The sequence below is a fragment of the Halorientalis sp. genome (genome assembly GCF_028275115.1).
In the GTDB taxonomy this organism is placed as follows: Archaea; Halobacteriota; Halobacteria; order Halobacteriales; family Haloarculaceae; genus Halorientalis.
The window spans coordinates 90,682-106,180 of the sequence record NZ_JAQCNH010000083.1; the positions used below are offsets into that span (position 1 = coordinate 90,682).

The window sequence follows — 15,499 nt, forward strand, 5'->3', positions numbered from 1 at the left end:
CGGGTGGGTAACCACCACACGGCCGGTAAGTAGTCGAGGGTCGCTCGTGACCGCCTCGGAGTTGTCCTCTGCGGCGGGTGAGCACATTTTCACGACTGCCATCGCCGCCGGCTCGGTTCGCCTGCGGCTCTCGCCGGCCAGTTCCGCCCTGTCTCGCTCGTCCCACGCGCCGGGGTCGAGTGCCAGCCCCACCGAGAGGGCCGCCTACTCGATGCTGACGGGGTTATCCGAGCCTTGACCGGCTGAACGAGACGGATTCCCACACTGAGACCGGCCAGCAACAACCTTCCTGCTAATAAACAACGTTCCATGTAAAAAGGTTTGTTTACAATAGTATCGACGATCGATGCGAATTTCCAGCAGCGTTGGCTGACGGCACGAACCGCCTTATTTTCACAAATAAGAATTGGGGCGTGAGTATTATTTATTTTGTTCACAGCGAAAAATGTATGAGTGAAACTGCCAGCACGGGGCCCAACGATGTTGGCCGTGCTGATGCCATCGACGATGGGATTTTCTCACACATTCCCGACGGAAGCACGATTCCCGACTCGGAGTGGCGGGGACGGCACAAGGCATTCATTATCGCTGTCCTCTCGCATATCCCGATTCTATTCGGACTCGGGTTGGCCGAGGGCAGTGAGTCAATCACAGGGATGACTCTCCCAACCATCCCGACGGGGATGCTGGCCCTGGAGATGGGTATCATCGCGGCGTTCGCCTTTGCGGCTGCAGTCCCGCGATTGAACCGCCGACTACGGACGGTTCTGGCGGTGACCGGCCTCGCGTTCTGTTCGGGCACGCTCGTCCACGTTACTGGTGGGTACATCGAAGCACACTTTCATTTTTTCGTCGCCATCGGAATCGCGGCGATATACGAGGACTGGCTGCCGTTCGGCGTCGGAATCGGGTACGTCGTGATAACGCACATCGGATTCGGGCTGGTCAATCCAGCACGGGTCTACAACCACACTGCCGCACAGATGAACCCGTGGGTGTGGGGGTTCATTCACGGCGCGTTCGTGGCGCTGTTGGGGGTTGCGCTGACGATTCACCTGAGTTCCATCGAGAAGTCTCGGAAAGAGGCTACCTTCGAGCTCGAACGTGCGAGAGAGCGGGCCAACGAGATCGACGACCTCCAGGAGAAGCAGGCCGAAATTCAGACGCAGAAAGAGGAAGCGGAACGGCTCAAACAGGACGCCGAGGCACAGCGGCAGGAGGTCAAGGCGCTGAACAGCCATCTCGAACTGAAAGCGATGAACTATCAGGAGGCCATGGAACAGGCCGCTGCGGGTGACCTCACAGTTCGGGTCGACACCGAGAGCGAGAACGAGGCCATGTCCGACATCGGTGCTGCGTTCAACGAGATGGTCGGCGAAATCGAGGCGACTGTCACCGAGATTCAAACGTACGCTGACGATACCAGCGACAAGGTGGCTGCCGCGGAGGCGAGTACCGAGCAGGTCCTGGAGGCCAGTCAGGAAATGACCGATTCGGTCCAGGAGATTGCCGCCGGAACCGACGAACAGCGACGGATGCTGGAGGAAGTGGCCGGCGAGATGTCCGACTTCTCGGCGACCGTCGAAGAGGTCGCTGCCTCCGCACAGGACGTCTCAGGCGCCTCCGCCGAGACAGCAGATATCGCGACCGACGGACGCGAACTCGCAACCGATATGTACGACGACGCCAAGCAGGTCAAAACCGCCATCGACGACACCGTCGACACGGTGACTGCACTGGACGACCAGATGCAAGAGATCGCCAACATAACCGACCTCATCACCGATATCGCAGAGCAGACCAACATCCTCGCGCTGAACGCGAGCATCGAAGCCGCCAGGGCTGGTGAGAGTGGCGGCGACTCGGAGAGTGGCGACGGCTTCAGTGTCGTCGCGGACGAGGTCAAGCAACTCGCCGAGGAAACGCGCGATTCGGCCGAGAGCATCCAGGACCGGATCGACCAGACCCAGCAACAGACCAGCACCGTCGTCGGACAGGTCGAACAGGCGAGTCAGCTGGTCGAAAAGGAGATCGAGGCCGTCGGCGACGTGGTCGACGCGTTCGAACAGGTCGAGCGGAACGCCCAGCAGACCGACAACGGCATCCAGGAGATCAGTGACTCGACTGACAGCCAGGCGTCTAGCGCCGAGGAAGTCGTCTCGATGGTCGACGAGGTGGCCGACATCAGCGACAGGTCCGCCAACGAAGCCGAGAGCGTATCCGCCGCCGTCGAGGAGCAGACCGCATCGATGGACGAAATCAGCCAGAGTATGAAAGCCGTCGCGGGCACGGCAGACGAACTGAAGACACTACTGGGAGCGTTCTCGTGCAACGGTGCGGACGTGGCTGCCGGTCCGACCAGTCCGGCTGCAACCGACGACTGACCCCTGCCCGGTTCGGTTCGGGCCGTCTTGGTCCGTCGTCCGGACGTGCCCGTCGTAGAGAGCGAGCGGAGCGATACGGATGGCATCCCGAGTCACGACCGCGTGTAACGGCCCACGAGTCGACAGCAACGCGGACCCCGTACCGACTACACCATCTCTGTTCAGGATAGAGCGGCTGTCACCGACAGATTGGACAGGCCCGGTGCGGCGGGGTCGTCCAGAACGCTCATTTTCCCGTGGTCGGAGGGGCCCCTCGACTGTCGAACGACTCGACTTTGACGTGACGGCAGGGCACCGTTTCACACAGCGGATTGAACCGAGAAGCAGTCGCGCCGATCCCTCGTGCGACGCCGTGTGAGCACTGTGTCGGTATCGATAGCTCCGTGAAAGCGTCCCGTTGTTCGCCATTTCGAGCGGCGAGCGAATCGTGAGTTGCGCCAACCGTGACGTCTATTCGACACGGCGTCCGGGGGAGGGTGCAGCGGTAACTCGCTCAAACCGAGAGTTGCCGACCGCTGAGTGGATTTCAGTAACCTCGGAATGCGGTGTGGCTCCGACGGTGGACGTCGGCGAGTCCGAACGTCTCTCTGTCTCCGTGTGGGTAGTCGTTCAGTCTGCCTGGTACTGTGCGAGGTCGGTCTTGCTCAACATACCGACGAGTTCGCCGGCCTCGGCGACGGGTAGGTGACTACTATCGTGTTGCGTCATCGTTGCCGCTGCCTGCGTGAGCGGAAGGTCCGGCTCGACTGTCGTGACTACCGCCGTCGATATGTCCGCCGTCGACAGCGACGTGACGTCGCGCTCCTGTGCGACTGCGTCGACGAAGTCGGTGCTCGTGACGATTGAACGCGGCTCGCTCATCACCACGAGTGCGCTGATACTCGCGTTCCGCATCGTCTGTGCCGCCGCAACGAGCGACGTCTCCGTCGCGACTGTCTCGACAGGCGTAGACATACACTCCCGGACGGGAACCTCTGACTCGACGTTCATACAATTGAGTACGGCTGGTGAAATATGAGAGTTTATGCTGTGCCCGGAGCCCAGAGCGGCGCCCGCGGCCGTTGAATCGCTGTGGTGCCGGCCGCCACGTGTCCTGCACGGTCTTCGGTCCTCGGACGACAGGCCGACAGTGCCGAGGTCGAATCGATGGCTCAGTCGCTTCTGGGAGCTCGCTCGTGGACGCGCGCGTGAACAGCACCCTCCGGTCTGAGCGTTACACCGGGTTGGAACGACAGGGAGTCGGGGACCGTCTCGACGCTGTACTGCTGGAGAACGTGCGCGAGCGCGAACTGCGCCTCGGTGAGCGCGATCTGGCGCCCGATGCACACCCGCGGGCCGGCACCGAACGGAAAGTACGAGTCGTCGGCGCGACTCGCGGTCTCGCCCCAGCGGTCCGGGTCGAACGTTTCGGGCGCGTCCCACACACGGCCGTCGCGGTGGTGCGCGTACGTGGACAGGAGCAACGGCTCGTCGGCGGGGATCTCGACGCCGGCGAGAGTCGTCGGTTCGCGGGTCACCCGGGTGATGTTCCACGCTGCGGGGGTGAGTCGGAGCGTCTCCCGAACGACCTTCTCCGTGTACGTCAGCTCCGAGAGCGTCTCCCAGCCCGGGGGATCGCCGTCCAGAGTCCGCCGAGCCTCGTCGGCGACGCGCTGACGCGCCTCCGGATGGGTCGACAGCCAGTGGAAGGCGTAGGTAACCGTCAGCGCCGTCGTTTCCTGGCCGGCGGTCATAAAGAGTACGGCCTCGTCGATCAACTCGTTCTCCGAGAGGTCGACCGCCGGGTCGCGTTTGGCCTCCATGAGGGCCGTGATCATGTCCTGTGGCGGGTCCTCAGCCTCGAGGTGGTCGTCGACGAACCCTCGGGCGACCGTATCGAGCGTCTCGTTTGCCGCCTCGAACGCCGCCGAGGGGCCGGGCTGAAGCCGGTCGGGCAACAGGAAGTCCGTGATATCGGGCTCGAACTCGTCGGCGACCGCCGACAGGGCCTCCTCGACTGTCCGGCTCTGTTCGCGCGTCGTGTCCTGGCTGAACAGTGTCCGAGTGATGACCCGCATCGTCATGGTCGACAGTTCCGACACCAGATCGATTCGGCCGTCCGCCGGCCACCCGGCGAGCATCGTCTCGACGGTATCGGCTGCGACCTCGGCGTACTCGGACAGCCGCGGCCCGACGAACTCGGGATCCAGCACCGACCGTTGTTGCTCCCAGAGCGTGCCGGCGCTGGTGAGCAACCCCTGTCGGCGCTGCTGGTCCGTTCCGGTCCCCGGGCGTGCAAAGCGGTCACGGTCCGCCAGGATGTCGTGGACCAGCGACGCGTCGAGCACGACCGACACTGACTGCCCACCTGGTGGATCGAGTCTAACTAGTGGATACTGCCCGCCGTAGGCCTCCTGGACGCCGGAGAGATACCGGAGCGGGTCCTGGGCCAGTTTCGTGACGCTCCCGACAACCGGGAGCCCTGGGGGACTGTGTGCTCGATTGCTCATAGCTATCTTTCGAGGAGACGTTCAAAAACCTTCGCCTGCGGCCGATAGTGACATTCAGATCGGCGACTCCCCGCGCGACGGCGAACGCTGCGACCGGGTCACCTGCGGCCTCGCGCTCGGTGTCGTCGAGACAGTTCGGGAGCGAACCGGTTGGTCATCTTACCGCTCGAAGCGTGCGTTCGATATCGTCGTAACCGCCGCACGTCCGCATCACGACCGGGGCGTGTCGCTGGCAGGCGCGTTGCAGTACGCCGGTCCCAACAGTGGGAGACACGACCCGGATGATGTCGTGTCTCGTGCGAAACCCGACGCGGAGCGAGTGGGTAGAACCGCTCGTTCGGACCGGCGCCGACTCCGCCGGCGGTGTGTCGTCCTGTCGTCTCGAACGGACGTCCGTCTCGATCGTAAACCGTCTTCGAGTTTTCGTCGGTGTTTAAGCTATCTGCAAAACATAGTTCTGTACCGGCCGGGTGTACTCGATGATGGCACGCACGGGGAGACCGGCCGAGACCCAGTATGACAGACGCAGCATTTGCAACCGAGGCGTGGTGGAATAGTTATCAGGAGATTGTCAACGATGACCCGGAGATGACGCTTCACGGCCGGGAGGCGTTCGACGAGAACTTCGTCGTTGCCGTCGGCGACGAGAACCACCTCATCGATATGTACGACGGCCGGGTTCAGGATGTCCGCACGCCCGGGCTCGACGACTCGTGGTCGTTCAGCGTCGTCGGGTCCACAGACGCTTGGGAACAGTTCGTGAGTGAGGTCCCCTCGCCACATCACAACGAGCTATTCGCCTCGTTCTACCGCACTGCGGTCAAAGGCGAGGAGGGGTACTTCGACCTCGCTGGTGATCACAAAGCGATCTTCCAGAACTTCCGGTCGGTCCAGCGTGCACTGGAACTGATGCGGACGACAGAACAGGACGGCGAACTCCCCACGACAGGAACCGCACGGCCGAGCGAACCCTCGAACGAGGCGATTACCGGGCAGTTCGTCACGATCGAACTCGACGGCGTTTCACACCGTATCTACTACGAAGAAGCCGGACCTGCGGACGGAATCCCACTTCTCTGCCAGCACACAGCCGGCTGTAACAACCAGCAGTGGCGGCACGTTCTCAACGACGAGCAAATCACCGAGCAGTTCCGGGTCATCGCATACGACCTCCCACGACACGGAAAGTCAGTCCCGCCGTCCAGCGAGTCGTGGTGGAGCGAGCAGTACGACCTCACCGCTGAGCGATTCACCAACACCATCGTCTCCATCGCGAACGCGCTCGAACTCGACAATCCTGTGTTCACCGGGTCGAGTATGGGCGGCACGATAACTCTCGAACTCGCCGACTGGTATCCGGATCGATTTCGGGCACTCATCGGGCTCGAAGCCGGACTGTTTACGCCTGGCTTCTACATCCAGTGGCTCGACCATCCACACATAAATGCGAACGACGTGATTTCCCACGCGACCTGGGGACTCATGGCGCCACAGTCGCCGGAGTGGGCCCGGAGGGAGACGCTGTACAACTACGAACAGGGTGCAAACGGTGTGCTCAAAGGCGACCTCTACTACTACTCGGCCGAACACGACTACCGCGACTCGGCGGACGATATCGACGCCTCACAGGTACCGATGTACCTGATGAACGGTGAGTACGACTACCTGACCAATCCCGACGACGCGCGCGAGGCAGCAACCGCCATCGGAACGGGGGCGACAGCACACGAAATGAAGGCTGTCGGGCACTTCCCGATGGCCGAGGCACCGGACCTGTTCCCCAGCTATCTCAAACCAGTGCTGGACGACATCCGCGGCGTCCGCGACGAACCGGTGCCCGAAGTCCTGAAACCGTCGGACTTCGGTATTACTCACAACCGGTAGTCCGAGCACTGCACAGATATCCAGGCGAGATAACCGAGACTGCTCCAATCACGATGGAGGCGATACCGTTGCGGGCGGACGCATCGTCAACACCGAGTTGGTGCAGGGTTCACTCGCTCGAACCTCCGGCCACGACGAGCCGGTGAACTCACGATGGTACAGTGGCAGCGACGAAGCCCGGCGACACTCGCCAATTTATGCCGGACAGTAGCGAGTGTGACAGGCGACCGTAGTGGCAGCAGTCGTCGGTACCCTGCGGGAACTGAGCGTCTACCGGGTGGGTATTGAGAGGCCCAGCATGACGAATCGGTGTAAGAAACAGGGGAAGTACTTGAATACTAGCGGGGCGTTCGTTCCGGAGACAGATGGAGGAGACTAACCGCGACAGCGAGGACGGCGGGGCGGCCGACACAGGGCTGCAGGTCGACGTGGACGCGACGGACGACACCGTCCAGGCGATGTTCACGCTGTACGGCGCTATCGAAGAGATGCTGACGACCGACTCGAAACAGACAACGGCGGACGTGGTACTCGACGCGGCCGTTGACGTTCTCGGCCTGGCACAGACGGGTATCCACTTTCACGATGCCGACGAGCGGTCGCTGGTGCCGGTGAGCTGGAGCGGGAACCTAGAACGGGAACTTGGCGAGCCACCCGCGCTCGGGCCGGACACTGAAGCCTGGTCCGTGTTCGAGAGCGGCGAGATTGTGAGCGTCGAGGACTACTGGTCCGACGACGGTATCAACAGACCCGACAGCACGTTCCGGAGCGAACTGATCGTTCCGCTCGGCGAGTACGGCGTCCTCCTCTCTGGGTCGCCAGAACCGCGGGAGTTCGAGGACACCGACCGGCGGTTTCTAGAAGTGCTGTGTGCGAACGCGGCCGACGCGATGAACCGGATCGAACGCGAACATGCCCTCCACGAGCGTGAACAGGAAGTCGACCGGCAACAATCGTTACTGACCGACCTGGTCGAGACGGTCCAGGACGGTGTGGAGTCGCTGTCGGACACCGCCACGGACGTCTCGCGCAGCTCGGAACAGATCAGCGACCTGGCGGACGACCAAGCGGCGACGATGACCGACACTGCCGCGGAGGTGTCGGACATGAGCGCCGTCGTCGAGGAGGTCGCCTCGCTCTCCGAGGAGGTCAAAGCCTCCAGTGATACCGCTCAGGAAGTCGCCGAGGAGGGACAGACTCTCGTCACGGAGACGAAACAGGCTATCGCCGAAATCGAGACGACCATGACGGAGACTAGCGCGGAGTTCGGGGAGCTGCAGGCCCAGATTGCCGAAATCGACGAAATCGTCGCGGTGATCGACGATATCGCCGAGCAGACGAACATCCTCGCGCTGAACGCGAGCATCGAGGCGGCTCGCGCAGGCGAGGCTGGCAGCGGGTTCGCCGTCGTCGCCGACGAGGTCAAATCACTCGCCGAGGAGACCGCAGAGCAGGCCGGCCAGATCGAACGGCGCGCGACGCGTATCCAGGACAACACCGACGAAACCGTCGAGAAACTCGACGCCGCAGCCGACCAGGCACAGCAGGGGATGGACCGGATCGAACAGACTAGAGAGCGGTTCGAGGTGATCGTCGAGCAGGCGACCGAGACTGCCGACGGGAACAGCGAAGTCGCCGCGGCCACCGACGACCAAGCACAGACCGTCGAGCAGATCGCACACATGGTCGACGATGCAGCCGAGGCCGCCGAACGCGTCTCGACCGAGGTCGGCGAAATCGTCATCGCGAACGAGCGTCAGGTCGAGCAGGTCGACGAGATTCGGACGACTCTCAAGCGCGTGCGAACTCGACTCGAAACCGGCGAGCCTGTGACGAACACTGGCGTCTGAGACCACAGAGAGTAGCGCCGGTACCCGGAAATGTCGAGATTCTTATGAGACGCTCGAAGATACCAAGACGCTACGCTCCGGGGCCGAGAGCCGCGATATCGGCACCGACCGTCGCCAATGCGTCGGCTGGGTTCGGGTCGCTGTCGGCGAGATGGGTGTAATGCTCGTCCGGGATGTCCGCTAATGCCGTCGCGATAGCGTCGCTGTATCGCTCGACGCCCGGCTCTGTGGGGTCGTCGCCACCCCAGACGTCACGGATGACGGTCATCGAGTCGATTCGGACCTCCAGTCTGTGTGGCTCGTACCGAGTCAACAGCTCCGAGAGCCCGAGCTGGAGGGCGACGTACTCTGCGGTGTTGTTTCCCGTCCGGGACCCGACGGGCCGACCTAGTCGAGCGAGCTGGTCACCCGCGGCGCCCACGATGACGGCACCCGCACCCGCAGAGCCGGGGTTGCCGCGCGAACTGCCGTCGACGTAGAGGACGAACGTGTCGTCCGGCGACTCCGGGACGTGCGGGCGGGTAAGGTCAGAGGCTAACACGTCGTCGAGCGCGAGGCGCAACTCCTCCCGGGTAGTCGTCGGCTCGAACAGGCCGCCGTAGCCGGAGACAGCGTCGTCGATGGCCTCGGTCGCAGCCGCCAGCTCGTAGCCGACGGTCGCGAGCACCTCGTCGACGAGCGCCCCGAGCGGCGACAGGTGTTCACGCGGGAGGATGTCGTCGGTCATGCATCTCTCGCCTCCGGCGTCCAAGTCCCGATACTCTCGACCTCGCACGATTCCGTTCGTCGGTTACACCATCGCATACACGTTCTCGGTGAGTGAGGGAGAAACATCTTCAGGTGTACAGGGGGCCACCGCGACCGCCGCTCCCGACCGGAGTTCGAGCGGTCCGTGTGTCTCGGTCCCGATATGAAGATACTGCCGGAACGCTGCGGACGTGACTCGACGGGACCCCGAGAAGCGGTACCAACGTGCGTCTGCGCGTGTTCTAACGCGGCGTGCCGAGACACACTGGTGCCATCGATACGCGGACTCACACGCCCGTTCGGTACTGCACACGCGGTGGTGGCTGTCGATACAAAGGCGGGTGTTCGCTCAGTCGTCGGTCTGGCCGCTCATCATACTGCCGGCTGGAACACCCGTGGCACCGCTCAGATAGCCGAGTGCAGCGCCCCAACCGGCGCCGAACCCAGCACCGACCGGACCGAACGCCGCCCCCAGTTCTGCACCCTGTTTGGCACCTTCTCTGGCCTGTTCCAGTGCCTCCTCGGAGTCCATACCCATCATCATCTCGTCCATGTCCATACCCATCGTCATCATTTCCTCTACGTCCATGCCCATCGTCATCATCTCCTCCATGTCCATATCGGACTGGCTGTATGCAGTCATACTCTCCAGATGTACGTTGGTATTGGAGGTACTAATTCACCCGTATGTCTCGCTCGCGAGACGGGGTGTCACGGGTCGTTCGCGTTGGCCTCTGGACACCGGCTACCGACGCGTTCTGCTGGGGGTCCTCGATTACAGAAGTACAGGCGGTGAGCAGCGAGGCCCGTGCGAGCGGCGCTGTTGTGGCCCGGCGGTCACTCCACGAACCGCTCGTCGGTGAACGCGTCGGCGTCGACGGGCCCTTCGGAGAGGTCGAGTTCCTCACAGAACGTCACGAGGTCCCGATACATCTCGATGTCCTGTGTGAGCTCTGGGGTAAAGAACTCGCGCGTCGCTGCCGCGGTCTCGTCCATCAACTCCGGACTCTCCTCCCGGACCCCGGGATACTGCTCGAAAAACAGCTCTACTGCCGCCTCGCCGTCCTCAACGGTATCTTCCACACCACGCCGCGTGGCGTCGATGAACCGCTGCACCTCGTCGGGGGCGGTCTCGACTTTCCTGTCCGCGGCAGTGAGCACGAGCTGGTTGAAATCGGGGACGCCGTAGTCGGCGAGTTCCCAGAGGTCGGCCTCGAAGCCGCGGTGGCGGCTCTCGACGATCTCGAAGTTGTAGAACGCCAGGAAGGCGACGTCGGCGTCGCCATCGACTAGGGCGTCGGTGTGGTAGAACCCTCGGTCGACCGGTTCGATATCCGCCGCCGTCAGGTCGCCGCCGGCCTGCCGGGCCATGTACGCGACCATCTTTCGTCCGCCGGGACCGGGCGCCCCGGGATAGTTGAGCCTGACACCGGGTTCGAGGTCGGCTGGCGACTCCCACCCCCGATCGGCCGGGTACTGGATTCCACCCCTGGTGTGTAGAAAGGTCGCGATACTCGTGACCGGGACGCCCTCCGAGCGCTCGGGCACCAGGTGGATCGGTTCGGTAATCGCGTAGTCGAGTTCGCCCTCCGCCAGCATCTCCAGTGTATCGTAGTGTTCCGGCGGCTCCCAGATGTCGAGTTCCAGGTCCTCATCCTCGTAGTAGCCACGCTCGTCCGCTACGACGAACGGAATGTGGTCCGGGTTCAGGAACCACTCCAAACCAAGCGTCACTGTGTCCATATGAGAGAACTGTACCACTTACGTATATATCTTGATAATACCGCCACGACGCGGGCGGCCACCCGGTTCCAACGTCTGTCCCCGTGCCGAGTCTCGGCGGGAGGGCGCGGGGCTCCGCTCGCTTGATCACCGGGCGACGAGACGGCACTCGGTGAGTCGATAGAGTGGATAAACGGAACCGAAATCGAAACCGAGGTCGCTGACTCGGGCGGCTAGCATCAGGACTCGTCTCACCGGGACGAGTCCGGGACGTGGCCCGCGTCCGCCGGTGTGTCGATGTAGAAGTCGGGGTCGGCCCGAATTCCGGTGCGGGAGAACTGGTCACGGATGTGTGTCTTGGCGGCGGCGATTGCCCGCTCGCGCCGCTCGAAACCGCGCACCGTGGGCCGCTCGAAGGCGACCCGTATCGTCCCCTGGTCGGTCTCGAGTTCCTGTCCGCCGGACTCGACCCGGTAGAACGAGTCACAGACCCACGCGTACGGCGCCTCAACTGTCGGCGCACCGTCGTACGACGGTGGTGTCTCGTCTGGTTCGTACAACGTCCCCGTCGTTCCGGTGCCACCGGCCAATCCACAGACAAGCAACATGAGTTATTTCTTTTCGATATACCCGCTCGACGGATTTGTCGTTGTCGTCTCGCCCTCGGCACCGAACAGTGGGAGGGGCAGAGAGACCTGACAGTTACCGGGTCGCGTCAGACCGCGATCGGGGCCGGAACGGCACCAACCCGGCCATCGCGAGCGACCCCGAGGGACATCACTCGTCGCTCTCGACGGGGCGGTCTGGGTCGGCCGTCCACTCGCTGAGCGAGCCGTCGTACACCGCCGCGTCGGTGACGCCGGCTTGGTACAGCGCCAGTGCCTGGCTGCTGGCAGCGATACCGCCGCCACAGTAGGTTATGACCGCTTCCGCCTCCGTGGCCCCGACGTCGGCGAACCGTTCTCGTAGTGTCGCTTCGGACTGGTAGGTTCCGTCGTCGGTGATGACTGCGTCCTCCCCGACGGCGGGCACGTTCTCACTGTTCGGAATCCGTTGGGCGGCGTGGTCGGACGGCCGGAGCGCGTTGATGAGACACGCGTCGTCGTCGTCGAGTCGTGCCGCGACATCGTCTCCGTCGGCCACCAGTTCGGGGCGGTAGTCGGCGGTGAACGTGGCCGGTTCCGGCTCCGTGACCGTCGCGGAGACGGGTCGGTCCCCGGCGGTCCACCGCGCCCACCCGCCGTCGAGCACACCGACACGGTCGTGGCCGAAGACGCGGAACAGCCACCACAGACGGGCTGCCCACTCGTTGTTGTTCCCCGCGTCGACGGTGTCGTAGAGGACGACCCGGGAGTCGTCGCTCACGCCCAGGTCGCCGACGGCCGCCGCGAAGTCCGCCGGCGTCGGCAACTGGAACGGGTAGTCCGGGTCCTCCGTCTCCGAGAGGTCCTCGATTAGGTCGGCGAACGCGCTCCCAGGGACGTGGGCGTCGGCCCAGTCATCGTACCCTGGCTCTAACTGGTACTCGCCGCTCCCGTCGGTGCTCAGATGAACGGTGCAGTCCAGTACCTGGACATCCGGAGCGTCGAGTCGGTTCTCCAACCACGTCGGGTCGACGAGCGTCGGTACTGTATCGTCAGACACACGACGGCATTGACGCCAGATACGAATAATACGCACGCTCGGCCCACATCGTCGGGCCGACTGTGGTGAGCACCACACGCCTGCCGGTGTCAGATCGACAGTCGCGTTCGGTGCTCGTCCGACTGCCTCGGCCGGATTGTGGACTGGCGAGACACGTATTGACCTGGGAAACTAACGGTCGCGTAGATGGGCAACAGCATCACGGTAGCGATCACCGCCCACGCAGCCAAGCGGATGGACCAGTTCGGCGTCCGGAACGTCGCTCGGTTCCGTCGGTTCATCCGCGACGCCGACGGGGATTACTTCGACCGGAAACACGGCTCGAAACTCGTCGTCGTCGATGACCGCGGACACGCCGTGGCTGTCGCGGACGATGCCGGGGTCCGGACGGTCATCACTATCCTCCCACCCCCGGAGACGACGTGGTCGAACCGCGCCAGTGGACACCCGGACCGCTACGAGCCCCTCGACCCGGACTGAGACCCACAGACCGTCCACTCGCTGACCATCCGACCTCGGCACCGACCCCGCTGACCGCCGCCAACCGGGGACTCCTGCCCGCGTTCGCGCAACCGATTGGCTGTCGAACGGCAGACTACCGTCCGTCGGCACACGGACGCGGTACACCACCTCAGTTCGGTGTGGGCCGGGAACGCTGAGAGACACCGCTCAGCAGTTTCCGCTGCTGAGGGGCTTTGTCGGGCGTACGTTCGTCACAGGGACGGCATTCGGGCGGCCGCTCGTGATACCGCCGAGACGCTGTGGCTTCGCTCACGGCTCCCGTGCGGTCCCCCCAGAGCCCCTGACTCAGTCGCCCGTACTCGGGTCACTGCCGGGTGGACGGTCGCTTTGACCGTCAGCCGACCGGTCCGCGAGGTCCCGCACGCGGCGGATGCGTTCGGGAATGGGTGGATGGTCGTAGTGGAACGTCTCGTACCACGGGTGTGGGAAGGGCACCGAGAGGTTGTCCGCGGCCAGCGTCGAGAGCGCGCGGGCCATCGCCGCCCCGCCGGTCACCTCGACGGCGTAAGCGTCCGCATCGCGTTCGTACTGCAGTGACACGTAGTTCTCGAGTGGGCTCGTCAGGCGGTTGAGTGGCGCCAGCACGAGGGCCCCGAGAAACAGGCCCACGTACGGAGTCTGTGGCGCTGCGACCGGGAGGTACACCACACCGGAGGCGACGAGTGCTCCCAGCGCGACGAAGACGACAGCCAGCCGCAGTGCCGCGAACCCGACGAACTTCCAGATATGCCCCTCGCGCCAGTGGGCCAGTTCGTGTGCGAGGACGCTCTGTATCGCCGCCGTGTCCATACCGTCGACGAGCGTATCGTAGAGGACGACCCGCTTTGCCGGCCCGAACCCGACGAAGTAGGCGTTCGAGTGGCCGGTCCGCGTGCTCGCGTTCATCTCGTACACCTGTTCCGTCCGGTAGCCTGCCGCGTCGAACACCTCGTCGACGGCCGTCTTGAGGTCGCCGTCGCCAAGCGGTTCGAAGTCGTAGAACAGCGGATCGATGACCCGCGGTTTCAGGACCGTGAACGCGATGATGGTCCCGACGGCCAGCGCCCAGGCGGCCGCCGGCCACACCGGCACCGTCGTGACGAACCACACGACAGCGACACCGAGTGGGACTACCAGGGCCGTCGACACTACCGTCTGGAGGAGCCAGTCACGCAGCCACAGTCCGAGGCTCCGTTCGTTGAACCCGTACACCTCCTCGACGACGAACGTCTTCACGAGGTCGAACGGCACACCGACGAGCCGGGCCACCAGCACCACCCCGCCGACGAACACCGCCGTCTCGAGGAGCACGCTGTCGAGCCCCGTCAACGTAGCCGCCACCTCGCCGAACACCCCAGAGAACAGCACCAACAGGAGGACACCAAGAGTGACCCACGACTGGAGCGTCCCGACACCGGTCGACACCCGCTCGTAGGCCAGCGCCCGCTCGGGGTCGTCGATTCCCAGTTCCTCGACCACCCACTCCCGCTCTGCTTCGACGGTCCGTTCCTGGTGTCGCAGGTTCAGTACCGACAGCAGCGTGAAGAACGCCTCCGTTCCCGCGAGGAGAGCCACGAACAGTACCCCGGCGACGAGTGAGAGCATACCATTATTACAGGCCTCGAAGGGCAAAAGCCACCGCTTCGAGGCGAGCACAGTCGCGGCACGGCGTCGACCGAACCCGAGAGCGTGGGGCGCTGGCTCCCGGAACCGGCCACCGCAATCCGCTCACGCCCCGTCGACGGTTTTTATACCGAACACGCACCTAACACCGACATGAGCAACTCCGAAACCCCGGCCGTGACGGACGACCCGGCCGTACGCGAGCGCGCTGCCGAGGTGCTCCAGCGGACGGCGGCCTGTACGCTGGCGACGGCCTCCTCCGACGGCGTCCCGGAGGCCGCGACCGTCCGGTTCGTCACGGACGACGAGTACAACGTGTACGTCAACACCGCGACGAACTACCGGAAGTACACAAACATGACCGCGAACCCCCGCGTCGCGGTGGTGGTCGACGGGGACGCCGGGAACCTCCAGCTCGAAGGGCGTGCGACGGAGCTACAGGGCGAAGACGCCGCCTCCTTTCGGGCGCGCTACGCTGAGAAGTACGGCCACAGCGAGTACCTGACACACGAGACCAGCACCTGCTTCGCGGTCGAGACCGACTGGGCTCGCCTCCTCGTCGACGGGAGCTTCCCACCCGAACACGCGATGGTCGTCGGGGACGGCGAAACGGCCCTCCACTGACCGGCCGACCCACACCGAGGCCGCGTTACGG

13 protein-coding genes are annotated in these 15,499 nt (G+C 64.0%); 5 read left to right on the top strand and 8 right to left on the bottom strand.

What is annotated here, in order from left to right:
* Positions 1–449: 449 nt before the first annotated feature.
* Complete coding sequence (locus Q0964_RS11470) at positions 450–2,384, top strand: methyl-accepting chemotaxis protein (RefSeq protein WP_299267524.1); 1,935 nt, start codon at positions 450–452, stop codon at positions 2,382–2,384.
* A gap of 609 nt (positions 2,385–2,993) precedes the next feature.
* Here Q0964_RS11470 and Q0964_RS11475 read toward each other — a convergent pair.
* Both Q0964_RS11475 and Q0964_RS11480 read right to left on the bottom strand, forming a co-directional pair.
* Positions 2,994–3,374, bottom strand: coding sequence for a CBS domain-containing protein (locus tag Q0964_RS11475; protein WP_299267526.1), 381 nt, complete (start codon positions 3,372–3,374; stop codon positions 2,994–2,996).
* Positions 3,375–3,535: 161 nt separating this feature from the next.
* The gene (locus Q0964_RS11480) at positions 3,536–4,873 is read right to left on the bottom strand and encodes a cytochrome P450 (protein WP_299267527.1); all 1,338 of its coding nucleotides are present in this window, start codon (positions 4,871–4,873) and stop codon (positions 3,536–3,538) included.
* Between the two features lie 516 nt (positions 4,874–5,389).
* Here Q0964_RS11480 and Q0964_RS11485 point away from each other — a divergent pair.
* Entirely contained in the window at positions 5,390–6,757 is a 1,368-nt protein-coding gene (locus Q0964_RS11485) for an alpha/beta fold hydrolase (protein ID WP_299267530.1), read from the top strand.
* 365 nt (positions 6,758–7,122) lie between these two features.
* A complete protein-coding gene (locus tag Q0964_RS11490) occupies positions 7,123–8,607 on the top strand; it encodes a methyl-accepting chemotaxis protein (RefSeq protein WP_299267533.1) in 1,485 nt (494 codons plus the stop codon).
* A 70-nt stretch (positions 8,608–8,677) separates the two neighbouring features.
* Here the strand turns inward: Q0964_RS11490 and Q0964_RS11495 are convergent, their stop codons facing one another.
* From Q0964_RS11495 to Q0964_RS11515, 5 genes are all read right to left on the bottom strand, one after another.
* Positions 8,678–9,334 carry a ribonuclease HI family protein gene (locus tag Q0964_RS11495; protein ID WP_299267535.1) on the bottom strand — a complete coding sequence of 219 codons (657 nt, stop codon included), beginning with the start codon at positions 9,332–9,334 and terminating at the stop codon, positions 8,678–8,680.
* Between the two features lie 369 nt (positions 9,335–9,703).
* On the bottom strand, positions 9,704–9,997 hold the full coding sequence (locus Q0964_RS11500; RefSeq protein ID WP_299267536.1) for a hypothetical protein: 294 nt from the start codon (positions 9,995–9,997) through the stop codon (positions 9,704–9,706).
* A 194-nt stretch (positions 9,998–10,191) separates the two neighbouring features.
* Complete coding sequence (locus Q0964_RS11505; RefSeq protein ID WP_299267538.1) at positions 10,192–11,097, bottom strand: ABC transporter substrate-binding protein; 906 nt, start codon at positions 11,095–11,097, stop codon at positions 10,192–10,194.
* Between the two features lie 230 nt (positions 11,098–11,327).
* Entirely contained in the window at positions 11,328–11,684 is a 357-nt protein-coding gene (locus Q0964_RS11510; RefSeq protein ID WP_299267540.1) for a DUF7113 family protein, read from the bottom strand.
* 169 nt (positions 11,685–11,853) lie between these two features.
* Complete coding sequence (locus Q0964_RS11515) at positions 11,854–12,720, bottom strand: sulfurtransferase (RefSeq protein WP_299267541.1); 867 nt, start codon at positions 12,718–12,720, stop codon at positions 11,854–11,856.
* 186 nt (positions 12,721–12,906) lie between these two features.
* On the opposite strand from Q0964_RS11515, the gene Q0964_RS11520 reads away from it, so the two are divergent.
* On the top strand, positions 12,907–13,200 hold the full coding sequence (locus Q0964_RS11520) for a hypothetical protein (RefSeq protein WP_092695338.1): 294 nt from the start codon (positions 12,907–12,909) through the stop codon (positions 13,198–13,200).
* Positions 13,201–13,527: 327 nt separating this feature from the next.
* Here the strand turns inward: Q0964_RS11520 and Q0964_RS11525 are convergent, their stop codons facing one another.
* Positions 13,528–14,826, bottom strand: coding sequence for a M48 family metallopeptidase (locus Q0964_RS11525; RefSeq protein WP_299267547.1), 1,299 nt, complete (start codon positions 14,824–14,826; stop codon positions 13,528–13,530).
* A gap of 171 nt (positions 14,827–14,997) precedes the next feature.
* Here Q0964_RS11525 and Q0964_RS11530 point away from each other — a divergent pair, with 171 nt between their 5' ends.
* Positions 14,998–15,468, top strand: coding sequence for a pyridoxamine 5'-phosphate oxidase family protein (locus Q0964_RS11530; protein ID WP_299267550.1), 471 nt, complete (start codon positions 14,998–15,000; stop codon positions 15,466–15,468).
* The last annotated feature ends 31 nt before the right edge of the window (positions 15,469–15,499 follow it).

Coding starts and splice junctions, on each gene's coding strand:
- Q0964_RS11470 (WP_299267524.1), top strand. CDS start 450: ATGAGTGAAACTGCCAGCACGGGGCCCAACGATGTTGGCCGTGCTGAT.
- Q0964_RS11475 (WP_299267526.1), bottom strand. CDS start 3,374: ATGAACGTCGAGTCAGAGGTTCCCGTCCGGGAGTGTATGTCTACGCCT.
- Q0964_RS11480 (WP_299267527.1), bottom strand. CDS start 4,873: ATGAGCAATCGAGCACACAGTCCCCCAGGGCTCCCGGTTGTCGGGAGC.
- Q0964_RS11485 (WP_299267530.1), top strand. CDS start 5,390: ATGACAGACGCAGCATTTGCAACCGAGGCGTGGTGGAATAGTTATCAG.
- Q0964_RS11490 (WP_299267533.1), top strand. CDS start 7,123: ATGGAGGAGACTAACCGCGACAGCGAGGACGGCGGGGCGGCCGACACA.
- Q0964_RS11495 (WP_299267535.1), bottom strand. CDS start 9,334: ATGACCGACGACATCCTCCCGCGTGAACACCTGTCGCCGCTCGGGGCG.
- Q0964_RS11500 (WP_299267536.1), bottom strand. CDS start 9,997: ATGACTGCATACAGCCAGTCCGATATGGACATGGAGGAGATGATGACG.
- Q0964_RS11505 (WP_299267538.1), bottom strand. CDS start 11,097: ATGGACACAGTGACGCTTGGTTTGGAGTGGTTCCTGAACCCGGACCAC.
- Q0964_RS11510 (WP_299267540.1), bottom strand. CDS start 11,684: ATGTTGCTTGTCTGTGGATTGGCCGGTGGCACCGGAACGACGGGGACG.
- Q0964_RS11520 (WP_092695338.1), top strand. CDS start 12,907: ATGGGCAACAGCATCACGGTAGCGATCACCGCCCACGCAGCCAAGCGG.
- Q0964_RS11525 (WP_299267547.1), bottom strand. CDS start 14,826: ATGCTCTCACTCGTCGCCGGGGTACTGTTCGTGGCTCTCCTCGCGGGA.
- Q0964_RS11530 (WP_299267550.1), top strand. CDS start 14,998: ATGAGCAACTCCGAAACCCCGGCCGTGACGGACGACCCGGCCGTACGC.